The 17,386-nt window shown below is 62.6% G+C and carries 15 protein-coding genes and 1 riboswitch; of the genes, 12 read left to right on the top strand and 3 right to left on the bottom strand.

What is annotated here, in order from left to right:
* Positions 1-86 precede the first annotated feature (86 nt).
* Positions 87-419, bottom strand: a complete 333-nt coding sequence (locus tag ACZYR5_RS09275; protein WP_027617498.1) for a DMT family transporter — start codon at positions 417-419, stop codon at positions 87-89.
* 213 nt (positions 420-632) lie between these two features.
* Here ACZYR5_RS09275 and ACZYR5_RS09280 point away from each other — a divergent pair, with 213 nt between their 5' ends.
* Positions 633-1,523 (top strand): LysR family transcriptional regulator, encoded by an 891-nt coding sequence (locus ACZYR5_RS09280; RefSeq protein WP_027617499.1) that lies wholly within the window; start codon positions 633-635, stop codon positions 1,521-1,523.
* Positions 1,524-1,546: 23 nt separating this feature from the next.
* Positions 1,547-2,827 carry a lipid IV(A) 3-deoxy-D-manno-octulosonic acid transferase gene (gene waaA, locus ACZYR5_RS09285; RefSeq protein WP_489089349.1) on the top strand — a complete coding sequence of 427 codons (1,281 nt, stop codon included), beginning with the start codon at positions 1,547-1,549 and terminating at the stop codon, positions 2,825-2,827.
* Positions 2,828-2,857: 30 nt separating this feature from the next.
* Here the strand turns inward: waaA and ACZYR5_RS09290 are convergent, their stop codons facing one another.
* Positions 2,858-4,291: a TolC family outer membrane protein gene (locus ACZYR5_RS09290; RefSeq protein ID WP_489089350.1), complete on the bottom strand. Its 1,434-nt coding sequence runs from the start codon at positions 4,289-4,291 to the stop codon at positions 2,858-2,860.
* A 205-nt stretch (positions 4,292-4,496) separates the two neighbouring features.
* Positions 4,497-4,602: riboswitch (TPP riboswitch) on the top strand.
* A gap of 142 nt (positions 4,603-4,744) precedes the next feature.
* On the opposite strand from ACZYR5_RS09290, the gene thiC reads away from it, so the two are divergent.
* Both thiC and cytX read left to right on the top strand, forming a co-directional pair.
* Positions 4,745-6,634 carry a phosphomethylpyrimidine synthase ThiC gene (gene thiC, locus ACZYR5_RS09295; protein ID WP_489089351.1) on the top strand — a complete coding sequence of 630 codons (1,890 nt, stop codon included), beginning with the start codon at positions 4,745-4,747 and terminating at the stop codon, positions 6,632-6,634.
* Positions 6,635-6,758: 124 nt separating this feature from the next.
* Positions 6,759-8,051 (top strand): putative hydroxymethylpyrimidine transporter CytX, encoded by a 1,293-nt coding sequence (gene cytX / locus ACZYR5_RS09300; protein WP_489089352.1) that lies wholly within the window; start codon positions 6,759-6,761, stop codon positions 8,049-8,051.
* Here cytX and ACZYR5_RS09305 read toward each other — a convergent pair.
* Positions 8,020-8,766, bottom strand: coding sequence for an RsiV family protein (locus ACZYR5_RS09305; RefSeq protein ID WP_489089353.1), 747 nt, complete (start codon positions 8,764-8,766; stop codon positions 8,020-8,022). The two genes, cytX and ACZYR5_RS09305, sit on opposite strands and share 32 nt — an antisense overlap.
* 214 nt (positions 8,767-8,980) lie before the next feature.
* Between ACZYR5_RS09305 and ACZYR5_RS09310 the strand changes: the two genes are divergently transcribed.
* The 8 genes from ACZYR5_RS09310 (at position 8,981) to parC (ending at position 17,384) form a co-directional block, all read left to right on the top strand.
* Entirely contained in the window at positions 8,981-9,598 is a 618-nt protein-coding gene (locus tag ACZYR5_RS09310; protein ID WP_489089354.1) for an NUDIX domain-containing protein, read from the top strand.
* On the top strand, positions 9,589-10,041 hold the full coding sequence (locus ACZYR5_RS09315; protein ID WP_489089355.1) for a DUF1249 domain-containing protein: 453 nt from the start codon (positions 9,589-9,591) through the stop codon (positions 10,039-10,041). The genes ACZYR5_RS09310 and ACZYR5_RS09315 overlap by 10 nt, the downstream gene beginning before the upstream one ends.
* Positions 10,042-10,146: 105 nt before the next feature.
* A complete protein-coding gene (gene cpdA, locus ACZYR5_RS09320) occupies positions 10,147-10,962 on the top strand; it encodes a 3',5'-cyclic-AMP phosphodiesterase (RefSeq protein WP_489089356.1) in 816 nt (271 codons plus the stop codon).
* Positions 10,963-11,052: 90 nt separating this feature from the next.
* Positions 11,053-11,661: a YqiA/YcfP family alpha/beta fold hydrolase gene (locus ACZYR5_RS09325; protein ID WP_489089357.1), complete on the top strand. Its 609-nt coding sequence runs from the start codon at positions 11,053-11,055 to the stop codon at positions 11,659-11,661.
* 42 nt (positions 11,662-11,703) lie between these two features.
* Positions 11,704-13,608, top strand: coding sequence for a DNA topoisomerase IV subunit B (gene parE / locus ACZYR5_RS09330; protein ID WP_489089358.1), 1,905 nt, complete (start codon positions 11,704-11,706; stop codon positions 13,606-13,608).
* Positions 13,608-14,591, top strand: coding sequence for an esterase-like activity of phytase family protein (locus ACZYR5_RS09335; protein ID WP_489089359.1), 984 nt, complete (start codon positions 13,608-13,610; stop codon positions 14,589-14,591). Before parE ends, ACZYR5_RS09335 begins: the two co-directional genes overlap by 1 nt.
* Positions 14,588-15,109 (top strand): retropepsin-like aspartic protease family protein, encoded by a 522-nt coding sequence (locus ACZYR5_RS09340; protein WP_489089360.1) that lies wholly within the window; start codon positions 14,588-14,590, stop codon positions 15,107-15,109. The genes ACZYR5_RS09335 and ACZYR5_RS09340 overlap by 4 nt, the downstream gene beginning before the upstream one ends.
* 10 nt (positions 15,110-15,119) lie before the next feature.
* Positions 15,120-17,384: a DNA topoisomerase IV subunit A gene (gene parC, locus ACZYR5_RS09345; RefSeq protein WP_489089361.1), complete on the top strand. Its 2,265-nt coding sequence runs from the start codon at positions 15,120-15,122 to the stop codon at positions 17,382-17,384.
* Positions 17,385-17,386 lie beyond the last annotated feature (2 nt).

Below are 17,386 nucleotides of genomic sequence, written 5' to 3' on the forward strand. Positions count from 1 at the left end.
GCGACCTCAGTGTTCAAGACTAGGGCCGCAGTATACAGACTCAATGTGCAGTGCAAGCGCCGAGCGCATTGCTGTCTTGCTCTAGATCAATGCCCCGCGGTTTTCGAAAACAGCTGAATCACCACCACGCCAAGCACAATCAGCGCCATGCCGAGCATCGCCGGCACGTCGAGTTTCTGGCCGTAGATGAACAGCGCCGCAACGCTGACCATGACAATCCCCATGCCAGCCCACACCGCATAGGCGACCCCCACCGGCACGCTGCGCACCACCAGGGTCAGCATCCAGAAGGCAATGCCGTAGCCGCAGATCACCAACAGCAGGGGCAGGGGCGTGCTGAAGCCCTTGACGGCTTTCATCGAGACGGTGGCGATCACTTCGGCACAGATGGCGATGGCCAGGTAGTAGTAAGCGCTCATTGATCAATCCTCGTATGAAATAGTGGCGGGCTCCCCCTTTCTGTAGGAGCGAGCTTGCTCGCGAAAAACTCAAGAACGCCGCGCTCATTCAGGATATTCGCGTCATCGTTAACGTTTTTCGCTAGCAAGCTAGCTCCTACATAGGTGGGTATTTTAGGGATTCAACAGATGCGGTAAAGTCATTACCTATCTGAAACCAAGATAGGTTGGGCCATGAGCATCCAATGGAATCTCGAACAGATGCAGCTGTTCGTCAGCGTCGCCGAGCAGCGCTCGTTTTCCGCCGTCGCGCGCGACCAGCGCAAGGCGCAATCGGCGATCAGCACGGCGATTGCGCTGCTGGAGGAAGACCTGGGCGTCTGCCTGTTCGAGCGTAGCAGCGGTCGCCAGCCAAGGCTGACCGAAGCCGGCAGTGCATTGCTGGAGGAAGCGCGGGAGGTGCTGCGCCAGTGCGAGCGGCTCAACGGTAGGGCGCAGGCGTTGATGCGCGGGCAGGAAGCCCGTATCCGCCTGGCCCAGGACGAGGCGATGCCTTATCAGCCGGTGATCGAGAGCCTGGAAGCGCTGGCCGAGCAATTCCCCAGCCTGGAGGTGCAGCTGGCCAGTGCCGCGCAGGGCGATGTCGCGCGCAAGCTGGTGCAGCGCCAGGCCGACCTCGGCCTGCTGTTCTATCACGAGCAGATCCCCGAGGCGCTTGAGCGACGGGTGCTGGGCAGTATCGAGATGGTCACGGTGTGTGGGGTCGGGCATCCGTTGGCGCTGACGGGCCAGGTCAACTGCCAGCAGATGGCCCAACACCGACAGTTGCTGATGGCCACTCATTCCAGCGTGTATCCGGGCAGCGAGCAGGCCAGTCCACAGGTCTGGCGTGCCGACAGTTTCTACGTCCTGGCCGAATGGCTGATGCGCGGCCTGGGTTGGGGCTGGCTGCCGCGACACGTGGTGCAATATCCGGCCTATCACGGGCAGATTGTCGAACTGGTCAGCGAATGGACGCCACCGGCACTGGTGGTGGAGCTGGTCTGGCGCCGCGATGAAACCCTGGGGCCGGCGGCTCGCTGGTTGGCCGAGCGGTTTGCCGTGCAGTTGCGGGCGATCGGCTGAAAAAGCCGATAGACTCCGCCTCCATGAATAGAACCCTGTACACCGCACTGTTTTACCTGGGGCTGCCGCTGGTAGCGATTCGGCTATGGCTGCGTTCGCGCAAGGCGCCGGCCTATGCCAAGCGAATTGGCGAGAGATTCTCCATCGGCTTGCCGACCTTGCAGCCTGGCGGGATCTGGGTGCATGCGGTGTCGGTGGGCGAGAGCATCGCCGCAGCGCCGATGATTCGAGCGCTGCTGGTGCGTTATCCACAGCTGCCGATCACCGTCACCTGCATGACCCCGACCGGCTCCGAGCGGATCCACGCGCTGTTCGCCAACGAATCGCGGATCCAGCATTGCTACCTGCCCTACGACTTGCCTTGCGCAGCAGCAAGGTTTCTCGACCGGGCCCGGCCCAAACTGGCGGTGATCATGGAAACCGAACTGTGGCCCAACCACATTCACCAGTGCGCCAAGCGCGGGATCCCGGTGGCGCTGGCCAATGCTCGACTGTCCGAGCGCTCGGCCAGAGGCTACGGGCGCTTTCGCAAACTGACCCAGCCAATGCTCGCCGAAATGAGCCTGTTCGCCGTGCAGACCGCAGCCGAAGCCGAGCGTTTTCGCGCCCTGGGTGCCCGCCCGGAAACGGTCGAGGTGACGGGCTCGATCAAGTTCGACCTGAACATCGATCCGCAGCTGCTGATCCGCGCCACGGCCCTGCGTGAACAATGGCAGGCGCAGCAGCGTCCGGTGTGGATTGCCGCCAGTACCCATGAAGGCGAGGACGAGGTGGTGCTGGCAGCCCATCGCCAACTGCTTGCCAGCCACCCAGACGCGCTGCTGATCCTGGTGCCGCGCCATCCCGAGCGCTTCAATTCAGTGTTCGCTCTCTGCCAGCAACAAGGCTTCGCCACTGTGCGTCGCTCCAGCGGTGATCCCGTCAGCGCCGGCACTTCGGTGTTGCTCGGCGACACCATGGGCGAATTGCTGTTCCTCTATGCCCTGGCAGACAGTGCGTTTGTCGGCGGCAGCCTGGTGCCCAATGGCGGGCACAACCTGCTGGAACCGGCCGCCCTGGGCAAGCCGGTACTCAGCGGTCCGCACCTGTTCAACTTTCTCGAAATCGCTGCGTTGATGCGCAGCGCCAATGCCCTGCAGGAAGTCGACGACGCCCACGGCCTGGCAGTGGCCGTGCAGCGCCTGTTCGAGTTGCCCCGTGATGCGCAGCAAATGGCCGAGGCGGGGTTGCGGGTGATGCGCGCCAATCAGGGCGCGCTGCAGCGCTTGCTGGATGGGTTGGGACGCTTGATCGACAGGGCTTGAGAATGGCGAGGGGCCCTCGCCACGGGAGGTTCAAGGACGGGCTTTGAGCTGCTCCGCCGCCTCTTTCGCCAGATCCGGCGGCAGGAAGTCTTTGTCCGGGTTGTAGTTGGGATTCAGCCAGCGCGCCAGGTCCTGCAGGTCGCCCGGGTTCAGGGTGCCGGCCTGTTGCTTGAGCTTCAGGTTGTCGATGATGTAGTCGTAGCGGGTGTTGTTGTAGTCGCGTACCGAGGTGTACAGCGAGCGCTGCGCATCCAGCACGTCGACGATGTTGCGGGTACCCACCTGGTAGCCGATTTCGGTCGCGTCCAGCGCGCTCTGGTTGGAGATGATCGACTGCTTGCGCGCCTGGACCTGTTCGACGTCGGTGTTCACCGCGCGGTGCAGGTCGCGGGTGTTTTCGACGATCTGCCGGCGCAGGGATTCGCGTTGCTGTTCGGTCTGGTCCAACTGGGCATAGGACTGACGGACTTGCGAGTTGATCAGGCCGCCGCTGTAGATCGGGATATTCAGCTGCAGGCCGATGGTCGTCTGTTGCACGTCGCCGCCATAAGGCTGGCCGGTGGCGTTCGGGTTGCTGAAGCCCAGGGCATCGTTATCGCCTTTTTCGTAGCGGGCGATGGCGTCGACGGTAGGTGCGTGGCCGGCCTTGCGCTGCTTGAGCGTCTGCTCGGCGGCGCTGACCGCGTAGTTACTGGCCAGCAGATTGAGGTTCTGCCGGGCTGCGGTTTCGACCCAGGCCTTGGCGTCATTCGGTGCCGGCGGCAGGATCGGCAGTTTGTGGCTGATGCCCTGGACCGAGTTGTAGCGACGGTTGGTCAGGGTCACCAGGGCTTCGAAGGCGTCATCGACCTGGCGCTGGGCAACAATGCGGTTGGCCCGCGCGGTGTCGTAGCTGGCTTGCGATTGCAGGACGTCGGTCTTGTCCGACAGGCCCACGTCAAAACGCTCGTTGGACTGGTCGAGCTGGCGCTTGAACGCCGCCTCTTCGGCCTTGGTCGAGGCCAGGTTGTCCTGGGTGCGCAGCACATTGAAGTAACTGTTGGCGGTTTGCAGGATCAGGTTCTGCTCGGTCGCCGAGAGTTGCAGGGCGGCCTGTTCGTTGACTTCCTTGGCAGCCTGGAACTGGAACCAGCGATCGGCGCGGAACAGTGGCTGCGCCAGGGTCGCCTGGTAGGAGTGGGCATTGCGGTTGAAGGTGGCCGACGGCTGATCGAGCGAGGTGCGCACGTTGTTCACATCGGCACCGCCCGAGAGATTGGGCAACAAGCCGGCGCGGGCCTGGGGCACCACTTCTTTCTGCGCGCCATACTGGGCGACGGCGGCGGCCAGGTCGGCGTTGTTGTCGACCGCTTCCTGATACACGCTGACCAGGTCCGTCTTGGTCGATACGGGCGCTTCTGCTGCCCAGGCCATTCCATTGGACGCACAAGACACGGCAAGGGCCAGTGAGAGTTTGCGCAGCATAAGCGTTCCCTAAATAAGGTATTACACGGGTAATTTGACGGCCAAGGCTAAGGCGCCGCGAATGCAGCGTCAATGCGTGGAGTGGCGTAGCGAGTGTAGATGTGCAAAGGGTCGTCAACAATCCTACTTCTGCGCGCAATTACGCCATTCATCACGCTGTTTGAACCGGTGTTGGCGTTCTTTGGCAGTTATGTCTAGACTGGCCGGGTTCTTGTCGGGGTGCCTTGCTATGAGGCTGAGATCGAATAATTTCGGATCCCGTTGAACCTGATCAGGTTAGCGCCTGCGTAGGGAACAAGATTTCTCGTCACCCGGCGAGTCCTCTTGTGCTTCGTCCGGGATTTTGTTCGACAATCGAACACCGACGATGCACAGCACCATTCCTGGTGCGTCCGTGCCTTTCAGGTTCTGCTCCGACAATCCACTGCCTGGATGCTGTCTGGAGAGCCCGTGATGACCATAAAAGCTAAAAACGCGATCAATCTGAGTGAGTCGGCCAAGGTCGATGAACAGTCGGTTCAACCCTTTACCCGCTCGCAAAAAGTCTATGTGCAGGGCTCTCGCCCGGACATCCGCGTACCGATGCGGGAAATCACGCTGGACGTGACCCCGACCGATTTCGGCGGCGAGATCAACGCGCCGGTGACCGTCTACGACACCTCGGGTCCGTACACCGACCCCAACGTGGTGATCGATGTGCGCAAAGGCCTGGGCGACGTGCGTTCGGCGTGGATCGACGATCGCGGCGACACCGAGCGCCTCAGCGGCCTGAGCTCGAACTTCGGCCAGGAGCGCCTGGCCGATCCCGAGTTGACCAAGCTGCGTTTTGCTCACGTCAACAACCCGCGCCGGGCCAAGGCCGGGGCCAACGTCAGCCAGATGCACTACGCGCGCAAAGGCATCATCACCGCCGAGATGGAATACGTCGCCATCCGCGAAAACATGAAGCTGCAAGAGGCCCGCGCCGCCGGCCTGTTGAAGCAGCAGCACGCCGGCCACAGTTTCGGCGCGAGCATCCCGAAGGAAATCACCCCTGAGTTCGTCCGCGAGGAAATTGCCCGCGGTCGCGCGATCATCCCGGCCAACATCAACCACACCGAACTGGAACCGATGATCATCGGCCGCAACTTCCTGGTGAAGATCAACGGCAACATCGGCAACAGCGCCCTAGGTTCGTCCATCGAGGAAGAGGTGGCGAAACTGACCTGGGGCATTCGCTGGGGTTCGGACACCGTCATGGACCTGTCCACCGGCAAGCACATCCACGAAACCCGTGAGTGGATCATCCGCAACTCGCCGGTGCCGATCGGTACGGTGCCGATCTACCAGGCCCTGGAAAAAGTTGGCGGCGTCGCCGAGGACCTGACCTGGGAGCTGTTCCGCGACACGCTGATCGAACAGGCCGAACAGGGTGTCGACTACTTCACCATCCACGCTGGCGTGCTGCTGCGCTACGTGCCGATGACCGCCAAGCGGGTGACCGGCATCGTTTCCCGTGGCGGCTCGATCATGGCCAAGTGGTGCCTGGCGCATCACCAGGAGAACTTCCTCTACACCCACTTCGAGGAAATCTGCGAAATCATGAAGGCCTACGACGTCAGCTTCTCGCTGGGCGATGGCCTGCGTCCGGGCTCGATTGCCGACGCCAACGACGAAGCGCAGTTCGGTGAGCTGGAAACCCTCGGCGAGCTGACCAAGATCGCCTGGAAACACGACGTGCAGTGCATGATCGAAGGCCCTGGCCATGTGCCGATGCAGTTGATCAAGGAGAACATGGACAAGCAGCTGGAGTGCTGCGACGAGGCGCCGTTCTACACCCTCGGCCCGTTGACCACCGACATCGCGCCGGGCTATGACCACATCACTTCGGGCATCGGTGCCGCGATGATCGGCTGGTTCGGTTGCGCCATGCTCTGCTACGTGACGCCAAAGGAACACCTGGGCCTGCCGAACAAGGATGACGTGAAGACCGGGATCATCACCTACAAGATCGCCGCGCATGCTGCCGATCTCGCAAAAGGTCATCCTGGCGCACAGATCCGCGACAACGCCTTGAGCAAGGCACGGTTCGAATTCCGTTGGGAAGACCAGTTCAACCTCGGCCTGGATCCGGACACCGCGCGTTCGTATCACGATGAAACCCTGCCGAAGGATTCGGCCAAGGTCGCGCACTTCTGCTCCATGTGCGGCCCGAAATTCTGCTCGATGAAAATCACCCAGGAAGTGCGCGAGTACGCGGCCAACCAACGGATCGAAGCGGTCGACGTGGACGTCGCCCAAGGCATGGCCGAACAGGCCGAGCGCTTCAAGCAGGAAGGTAGTCAGCTGTACAAGAAGGTTTGATCCGAGCTGAAAAGGTGGGGCCTGTATTGGCCCCATCGCGAGCAGCGGAACGCCGCCCGGGCGGCGCTCCGCTGCTCGCGAAGGCGATCAACACAACAACAAATGTCCCTCTGAGATAACACCCTTGAGCATTCAACCCAGCACCTACTCCCCCGATACCGCGGTCCCGTTGGACAAGCGTGTGTTCGGCGGGCGCGATCTGTTTTCCCTGTGGTTCTCCCTCGGTATCGGCCTGATGGTCCTGCAGACCGGGGCCTTGCTGGCGCCTGGCCTGGGTTTGTCGGGTTCGTTGCTGGCGATTTTTCTTGGTACGCTGGTGGGCGTCTTGCTGCTGGCCTGCGTCGGCGTGATCGGCAGCGACACCGGCTTGTCGTCGATGGCCGCGCTGAAGCTCACCCTCGGCGCACGGGGCGCCAGCTTGCCGGCGTTGCTCAACCTGCTGCAGCTGGTGGGCTGGGGCTCGTTCGAAATCATCGTCATGCGCGACGCCGCCAGCCTGCTCGGTGCGCGGGCCTTCGACGAGGCCAGCCTGATGGCCAATCCACTGGTCTGGACCCTGTTCTTTGGCGCCCTGGCGACGCTGCTGGCGATTAGCGGCCCGTTGACCTTCGTCCGGCAGATCCTGCGCAAGTGGGGTATCTGGCTGCTGCTGGCCGCGTGCATCTGGCTGACCTGGAACCTCTTCGCCAAGGCCGATCTGGCCGCACTGTGGGCGCAGGCGGGTGATGGTTCGCTGCCGTTCGCCGTCGGTTTCGACATTGCGATCGCCATGCCGTTGTCCTGGCTGCCGCTGATCGCCGACTACTCGCGTTTCGGCAAGCGTGCGAAAAATGTGTTTGGCGGCACTGCGCTAGGCTTCTTCATCGGCAATTTCTGGCTGATGAGCCTGGGCGTGGCCTACACCCTGGCGTTCGCCCCGAGCGGCGAAGTCAACGCCTTGCTGCTGGCGCTGGCCGGCGCTGGCCTGGGCATTCCGCTGCTGCTGATCCTGCTGGATGAATCGGAAAACGCCTTCGCCGACATTCACTCGGCGGCGGTGTCCAGTGCGACCCTGTCGCGCTTGAAAGTCGAACACCTGGCGCTGGCTATCGGCGTGATCTGCACCCTGATTGCCTTGCTCGCACCCCTGGCGCAGTACCAGAACTTCCTGCTGCTGATCGGCTCGGTGTTCGCACCCTTGTTCGGCGTGGTGCTGGTGGATCACTTCAGCCTGCGCAAGCGCCGCGCCGTGGCGGGCTCAGCCGCGTCGCGCGGCTCGGCGCTGATTGCCTGGTTGGGCGGGGTGGCGACCTATCACTTGCTGGCCAATCTCTATCCCGAGCTGGGCGCAACCCTGCCGGCGTTGATCCTGGCAGGGCTGCTGCAGCTGGTGCTGGGCCGGATCGTTACTTTTGGGCGGGAAACAGCTCAGGCTTGAGGATGCCGCTCAGGCGCGAGTAGGGGATCTTCAACTCGACGTGGCCCAGCGCGTAAGGCGCGATGGTGGTCACGTCGTACTTGAGCATCACCCCGGCCGTGGTCAGCGCCACGTTAGGGGTCTGCTTGAAGGGCCAGGCCTTGAGGAACTCCGGCTCCTGATCGAGTCGGGTGCTGATCAGCCAACTGTTGTGCGCCACCTGGGCGGCTTTCCAGAACGCCGTTTCTTCACCCGGTTTGAGCATGTCGGCCAGGGTCAGCACCTTGTGCTCCTGGCGCGAATAGTTGATGAAACCGCGGCCCGGAACGCCATGGGCGGTGCCGTTATCGAAGTAGCTCGACAACTCGATGATCACCAGTCCGTCATGCTGCTCGCGTACCTTGGCTTGCAGGTAGCTGCTGGTGCGTGGGCCGGCCGTGCGCAAAAACTCATCGCGATAGGCGGCGAGCGAGGCGGGCAGCGGTGCGTCGGGTGAAGTGCGGGTCATTTGCAGCAGGCGTTTATCGATGATGCCATCGAGTTGCGGCTCACCGGGGAAGCGCACGGTGTCGATGTTCACCAGTGGGCAATCGGCAGCGGTGCAGCCCGGCTTGATGGTTTCGGCGGTGTCGCGCAGGGTTTCCAGCGGTGCCTTGTAGCTCGGTTGAAACAGGCTTTGGCAGGCGCCCAGTGTCAGGGCGATACAGGCCACGGAGGCGATTTTCAAAAGTGACATGGGCGTCCTTCAAGGATCAAGGGGAGGCAAAAGTTACCGGCTTCGACTGTCGGCGGGGCAGTCAGTTCGCCACTAAGCTAATTAGAGTGGTTTACAGCCTTGCCGTCTATCCCGCTGGTGGCAAAGGGGCTGCATCCAGCATCGCGAGCGCGTTAGGATGGCGCGATGTCGAGGTGGGAGCCTCGTACCGGTTTTGCAGTAGACGAGGATAACCATGACTGATTTCGCCAATGCCATCCCGACCCAGGTTGAGGTCGTGCGCACCGAGAACTGCCACAAGGGCTTCTACCAGCTCGACCGGGTGCATTTGCGCCACGAGCTGTTTGCCGGGGGCATGAGCCGGGAAATCAATCGTGAGCTGTTCGTGCGCCATGATGCGGTGTGCGTCCTGCCTTACGATCCGCAGCGCGATACAGTGGTGCTGATCGAGCAGTTTCGCGTGGGCGCCATGGGCAAGGTCGAGAATCCGTGGCTGATCGAACTGGTCGCTGGTCTGATCGACAAGCAGGAACAGCCGGAAGAAGTTGCTCGCCGCGAAGCGCAGGAGGAAGCTGGGCTGGAAATCTCGGCGTTATGGCCGATGCTCAATTATTTCCCGTCGCCGGGCGGCAGCACTGAATATGTGCACCTGTACCTGGGACGTTGCGACAGCACGGGGGCTGGCGGCCTGCATGGGTTGCTGGAGGAAGCAGAAGATATTCGCGTGACGGTCTGGGACTTTGAAGATGCCCTGCAGGCCGTGCGTGACGGACGGATTTCCAACGCGGCGAGCATTATTGCCATGCAGTGGCTGGCTTTGAACCGCGCTGAAGTGAGGGGGCTATGGTCGTAAACAAACAACGCGACCGCTACCGGGTCGACCTGGCGGGGCTACAAAGCGCCTGCGAGGCCAACTATGCCCGGCTGCTGCGGCTGCTGCCGGACATGCGCGAGAGCCCGGCAGCCCGACGCATCGCCATGACCCAGGGCGACCAGATGCTGGGCGTCCTGACCCTGGAGGTGCTGCTGACCTGTCCCTACACCACCACCCTGCGCGTGCGCCAGGAGCACAGCCTGCCCTGGCTGCCGGTGCCGCAGCTGGAAGTGCAGGTCTACCACGATGCGCGCATGGCCGAAGTCATCAGCGCCGAGCATGCGCGCCGCTTTCGCGGCATCTATCCTTACCCCAATGCGTTCATGCACCAGCCGGATGAAAAGTCTCAGCTCAACGTGTTCCTCGGTGAATGGCTGAGCCATTGCCTGGCGTGCGGGCATGAATATGAAGTGGTGCGTTAAACGCCAGATGTGAACTGCGTCCGGTTCATGGCTTTGCTCTTTTCCTGTGTCCCAGCATAATTGCGCCACTTATCCGCCTGCGTGAACACGCCCTGGGAGAACGCCTTGCCGAGCGTATCCACTCTGACCGTCAACGACCCTGTGATGCTGGTGCAACTGTCCGACAGCCATCTGTTCGGCGAGGCGCACGGCACTCTGCTGGGCATGAACACCCGCGACAGCCTGCAACAGGTCATCGACCTGGTGCTGGCCCAGCAGCCGCAGATCGATCTGCTGGTGGCCAGTGGCGACCTGTCCCAGGACGGCAGCCTGGAGTCTTATCAACAGTTCCGCCAGATGAGCGCGCAATTGTCAGCGCCGGCGCGCTGGATCCCGGGCAATCACGATGAACCGATGGTGATGGAACGGGCCGCGACCCAGAGTTCGCTGCTCGAGCCGGTGGTGGACATCGGCAACTGGCGCATCACCTTGCTCGACTCCGCCGTCCCGGGCTCGGTGCCAGGCTATCTGGCGGATGAGCAACTGCAACTGCTCGCCCGCGCCTTGAGCGAGGCGCCGCAGCGTCATCACCTGGTGTGCTTCCATCACCACCCGGTGTCCATCGACTGCCCGTGGATGGAGCCGATCGGCTTGCGCAACCCGGAGGCGCTGTTTGCCGTGCTTGACCGCTTCCCCCAGGTGCGCGCGGTGCTGTGGGGGCATGTCCACCAGGAAATCGACCGCATGCGCAATGATGTGCGCCTGCTTGCGTCGCCCTCGACCTGTATCCAGTTCGCCCCCCGCAGCGAAGACTTCAAGCTCGACACCCTGGCGCCCGGCTACCGCTGGCTGCGCCTGCTGCCGGACGGGCGGCTGGAAACCGGGGTGGAGCGGGTCAGCGGCTTTGCCTTCGAGGCCGATTACGGCGCCAACGGCTACTGAGATCGAAACAAGGCGTTTCGCGCCAGGGCAAGTCAAGCGCCCGGACTCCCTGTAAACTGCCGCTCTTTGTCTCAGGTGCAGGGAGCTTGCATGTCCGGTTCGATCCTCTATATCCACGGTTTCAACAGCGCACCTTCGTCGAAGAAGGCGTGCCAGCTGGTCGGCGTGATGGAGCGTCTGGGCCTGGGCGAGCAACTGCGGGTCCCGGCCTTGCACCATCACCCGCGCGAGGCCATCGGTCAGTTGCAGCAGGCGATTGTCGAGCTGGGGCGGCCGCTGCTGGTCGGCAGCTCACTCGGCGGCTACTATGCCACTCACCTGGCCGAACAGCATGGTCTCAAGGCATTGCTGATCAACCCGGCCGTCGCTCCCCACCGGATGTTCGACGGGTATCTGGGGACGCAACAGAACCTGTACACCGAAGAGACCTGGGAATTGACCCACGACCACGTCGCGGCCCTCGCCGAACTGGAAGTGCCGGCGCCCCAGGATCCACAGCGTTACCAGGTGTGGCTACAGACCGGCGATGAAACGCTGGACTATCGCCTCGCCCAACAGTATTACCGAGCCTGTGCCTTGCGCATCCAGGCGGGTGGCGACCACAGTTTCCAGGGGTTCGCCCAGCGCATGCCGGCGCTTCTGAGCTTTGCCGGCATTGGCGCCGATGTTTACCAGGCAATCGATTTCACCTGCGTGTGAAGCCTGGCTCCTATTTTCATGAATGACTGACGACGAGACCCCATGGCCACTCCCAGCGCTAGCTCTTATAACGCAGACGCCATCGAAGTCCTCTCGGGCCTCGACCCGGTGCGCAAGCGCCCTGGCATGTACACCGACACCAGTCGGCCGAACCACCTCGCCCAGGAAGTCATCGACAACAGTGTCGACGAAGCCCTGGCCGGCCACGCCAAGTCGGTCCAGGTCATCCTGCATGCCGACCACTCCCTGGAAGTCAGCGATGACGGCCGCGGCATGCCGGTGGATATCCACCCCGAAGAGGGCGTCAGCGGCGTCGAGCTGATCCTCACCAAGCTGCACGCCGGCGGCAAGTTCTCCAACAAGAACTACCAGTTCTCCGGCGGTTTGCACGGCGTGGGCATCTCCGTGGTCAACGCGCTGTCGACCGAAGTGCGGGTGCGGGTCAAGCGTGATGGCAACGAATACCAGATGACCTTTGCCGACGGTTTCAAGAAAACCGAACTGGAAGTCGTCGGTACCGTCGGTAAGCGCAACACTGGCACCAGCGTATTCTTCGCCCCGGACCCGAAATACTTCGATTCGCCGAAATTCTCCATCAGCCGTCTCAAGCACGTGCTCAAGGCCAAGGCCGTGCTGTGCCCGGGGCTGCTGGTCAGCTTCGAAGACAAGGCCAGCGGCGAAAAAGTCGAATGGCATTACGAAGACGGCCTGCGCTCCTACCTGGTGGATGCGGTCAGCGAGTTCGAGCGCCTGCCCGACGAACCGTTCTGCGGCAGCCTGGCGGGTAACAAGGAAGCCGTCGACTGGGCGCTGTTGTGGCTGCCCGAAGGCGGCGACAGTGTCCAGGAAAGCTACGTCAACCTGATCCCGACGGCGCAAGGCGGCACCCACGTCAACGGCCTGCGCCAGGGGTTGCTCGATGCCATGCGCGAGTTCTGCGAATTCCGCAGCCTGCTGCCGCGCGGCGTCAAACTGGCACCGGAAGACGTCTGGGAGCGGATTGCTTTCGTTCTGTCGATGAAGATGCAAGAGCCGCAGTTCTCCGGCCAGACCAAGGAACGCCTGTCGTCCCGTGAGGCGGCAGCGTTCGTCTCCGGCGTGGTCAAGGATGCCTTCAGCCTGTGGCTTAATGCGAACCCGGAAACCGGGATGCTGCTGGCCGAGCTGGCAATCAACAACGCCGGGCGTCGCCTCAAGGCGAGCAAGAAGGTCGAGCGCAAGCGCATCACCCAGGGGCCGGCGCTGCCGGGCAAGCTCGCCGATTGCGCCGGGCAGGACCCGATGCGCTCCGAACTGTTCCTGGTCGAAGGTGACTCCGCCGGCGGTTCGGCCAAGCAGGCACGAGACAAGGAGTTCCAGGCGATCCTGCCGTTGCGCGGGAAGATCCTCAACACCTGGGAAGTCGATGGCAGCGAAGTCCTCGCCAGCCAGGAAGTGCACAATATTGCCGTGGCCATCGGCGTCGATCCGGGTGCCACGGACATCAGCCAGCTGCGCTACGGCAAGATCTGCATCCTTGCCGACGCCGACTCCGACGGCCTGCACATCGCGACCTTGCTGTGTGCCTTGTTCGTCCAGCACTTCCGCACCCTGGTGGATGCCGGTCACGTCTACGTGGCCATGCCGCCGCTGTATCGCATCGACCTGGGCAAGGAGATTTTCTACGCTCTCGACGAAGCCGAACGCGATGGCATCCTCGACCGCCTGGTGGCCGAGAAAAAACGTGGCAAGCCGCAGGTCACCCGATTCAAGGGCCTGGGTGAAATGAACCCGCCGCAGTTGCGCGAGACCACCATGGATCCGAACACTCGGCGTCTGGTGCAGCTGACCCTCGATGATTTCGAGGCAACGGCGGAAATCATGGACATGCTGCTGGCGAAAAAACGCGCCGGCGATCGCAAGTCCTGGCTGGAATCCAAAGGCAACCTGGCCGAGGTGCTGGCCTGATGCGGAGCGGCTTTGCCCTCGCATTGCTGTTGCTAGCCGGAACTGTCAGTGCACAGCAGGCGCAGGAGCTGCGCCTGCTGTCCGAGCATGCCGTGGAAGGCATGCGCGGCGGTAATCTGTCCGGGCTGGCGCAGTGCGGTGGCGACCTCCTGACCATTTCCGATCGAGATGACGACCGCCTGTACCGGCTCGATACCCGTGACAGCACCTGGCAAGCCGAAGCGCTACCGGTCGATGTGCCGCCGGTGCCCGACAGTGGCCTGCCCTGGGGGTTGAAGACCCGGACCTGGGCGACGTCCGTGGTACGTGGCGGTGAGCTGGATTACGAAGGCATCAGCTGTGATCAGGCGGGCAATCGCTACATTGTCAGCGAAGCGCATGCGGCGGTGCTGCAGGTGGCGCCGACGGGCTCTGCACAATGGCTGAAAATTTCGCCGAACCTGGTTCGCGAAGCGCGCGCCAGCGGCATGTTGTTGCACTTCAATGCCTTGTTCGAGGGCCTTGCAGTCAATCCAGAAGGCAACCAGCTGTGGCTGGCGGCCGAGCGCGAGCGACGTGGGTTGCTGCGCATCAAGCGTCAGCAAACGGTGTGGGACTGCGACGGCAGCTGTGTGTTGCTCAGCGAGGCCGGCACACAGATGCAACCCGCCCAGTTCCCCAATGCCAGGCCGGTGTCCCGGGATTTTGCCGACCTGGCCTGGTTTGCCGGCAAGCTCTTCACCCTGGAGCGCAACGCCTACGAAATCTGCCGCCGCGATGCCGAGAGTGCCAAGGTCGAACAATGCTGGTCGTTCGCTGCCGAAGCCTTGCAGCAATCGCGTCGTTATCCACAGGCCTATGGTCTTGCCGAAGCGCTGGTGATCGACGCCGAAGGCGCCTGGATCGGTATTGATAACAACAACGGCGCCCGCGCCGACGGTGAGGTCAGGCCGGTGGTCTGGCGTTTCGCTGCGCCTGCGGGCGGCTGGAGTGACAAATCGTGAGTCAACCGGTACCGGGTAAACGCGCCGGGCGCATCCTGCTGGTGCTCGCCTGGTGTGCCGGACTGTTTCTGGCCACCCGTTTCTTTGGCGAGTGGGAGCAGCGTCGGCAAAACCCCAATACCCAGGTCAGCTCACAGCAGGTCGACGGCTACATCGAGGTCAAGCTGGTGGGCAATGGCCAGGGGCATTTCGTTGCCGATGGCCAGATCAACGGCCAGCCGGTGAACTTCATGCTCGATACCGGGGCCACGGATGTGTCGATCCCGGCGGGCCTGGCCGAGCGCCTGAGCCTGGAAAAGGGCGCGCCGGTCATGCTCAGCACGGCGAATGGCCGCAGCCAGGGCTATCGCACCCGGCTGGAACAATTGAAACTGGGCGACATTGTCTTGCATGACGTGCGCGCCCTGGTGGCGCCAGGCCTGAGCGGCGATCAAGTGCTGCTGGGCATGAGCGCCCTGAAACAACTCGAATTTACCCAGCGCGGCGGCACCTTGCTGCTGCGCCAGTCAACCCATTGATGAGGCCCGCATGAGCGATATCCTTGCAGACAGCTTAGATGGCGTAGAGCGCCGGTCGCTGGCTGACTTCACCGAAAACGCCTACCTCAATTACTCCATGTACGTGATCATGGACCGTGCCCTGCCGCACATCGGCGACGGTCTCAAGCCCGTGCAGCGACGCATCGTCTACGCGATGAGCGAGTTGGGGCTGGACGCCGACTCCAAGCACAAGAAGTCCGCGCGTACCGTCGGTGACGTGCTCGGCAAATTCCACCCCCACGGCGACTCGGCCTGCTACGAAGCCATGGTGCTGATGGCGCAGCCGTTCAGCTACCGCTACACGCTGGTGGACGGGCAGGGTAACTGGGGTGCCCCGGATGATCCGAAATCCTTCGCCGCCATGCGTTACACCGAGGCGCGCCTGTCGCGTTATTCCGAAGTCCTGCTCAGCGAACTGGGCCAGGGCACCGCGGACTGGGGGCCGAACTTCGACGGCACACTCGACGAGCCGCTGGTGTTGCCCGCGCGTTTGCCGAACATCCTGCTCAACGGCACCACCGGTATCGCCGTCGGCATGGCCACTGACGTACCGCCGCACAACCTGCGCGAAGTGGCCACCGCCTGCGTCCGCCTGCTCGATGAGCCCAAGGCCACGGTCGAGCAGCTCTGCGAGCACATCCAGGGCCCGGATTACCCGACCGAAGCGGAAATCATCACGCCGCGCGCCGACCTGCTGAAAATCTACGAAACCGGTCGTGGTTCGGTGCGCATGCGCGCCGTGTATCACATCGAAGATGGCGACATCATCGTCACCGCGCTGCCCCATCAGGTTTCCGGCGCCAAGGTGCTGGAGCAAATCGCCGCGATGATGCAGGCCAAGCCGTCCAAGGCGCCGCAAATCGCTGACCTGCGCGATGAGTCCGACCACGAGAACCCGTGCCGGATCGTGATCATTCCGGTCAACAGCCGGGTTGATCATGAAGCGCTGATGCAGCATCTGTTCGCCAGTACCGAGCTGGAATCCACCTACCGGGTCAACATCAACATCATCGGCCTCGACGGCAAACCGCAGTTGAAGAACCTGCGCGCGCTGCTGGTGGAATGGCTGGAGTTCCGGGTGCGCACGGTGCGTCGCCGCCTGCAATTCCGCCTGGACAAGGTCGAGCGTCGCCTGCACCTGTTGGACGGTTTGTTGATTGCCTACCTCAACCTGGATGAAGTGATCCACATCATCCGCACCGAGGAGCATCCGAAGGCCAGGTTGATCGAGCGTTTTGCCCTGAGCGAAATCCAGGCTGACTACATCCTCGACACCCGTTTGCGTCAGTTGGCCCGTCTCGAAGAGATGAAGCTGCGCGACGAGCAGGACGAACTGCTCAAGGAACAGGCGAAGTTGCAAGCCCTGCTCAGCAGCGAAGCCAAGCTGAAGAAGCTGGTGCGTAGCGAATTGATCAAGGACGCTGAAACCTATGGCGACGACCGTCGCTCGCCAATTGTCGAGCGTGCCGAAGCCAAGGCACTGACCGAGCACGATCTATTGCCGAACGAGAAAGTCACGGTCGTGCTGTCGGAAAAAGGCTGGGTGCGTTCGGCCAAGGGCCATGACATCGACGCCACCGGTCTTTCGTACAAGGCGGGGGACGGCTTCAAGGCTCTCGCGGCGGGGCGCTCCAACCAGTTCGCCGTGTTCATCGACTCCACCGGGCGCAGCTATTCGGTGGCGACCCACACCCTGCCGTCGGCACGGGGCCAGGGTGAGCCGTTGACCGGTCGTCTGACGCCGCCACCGGGTGCGACCTTTGAATGCGTATTGATGCCTGAAGATGAAGGGCTGTATGTCATCGCTTCCGACGCGGGCTACGGCTTCGTGGTCAAGGGCGAGGACCTGCAGGCCAAGAACAAGGCAGGCAAGGCGCTGTTGAGCCTGCCCAACAACGCCAAGGTGATCCAGCCACGACCGGTCGCCGACCGCGATGAGAACTGGCTGGCTTCGGTGACGACCGAAGGTCGTCTGCTGATCTTCAAAATCAGCGACCTGCCGCAGCTGGGCAAGGGCAAGGGCAACAAGATCATCGGCATCCCCGGCGAACGTGTGGCCAACCGCGAGGAATACGTCACCGATATCGCCGTTCTGCCGGACGGTGCGACCCTGGTGCTGCAAGCCGGTAAACGCACCCTGTCGCTCAAGGCCGATGACCTGGAGCACTATAAAGGTGAACGTGGACGGCGCGGCAACAAGCTGCCGCGTGGCTTCCAGCGGGTCGACGCACTATTGGTAGAAACTCTCAATTAAGC

Source organism: Pseudomonas sp. F007 (assembly GCF_057814275.1).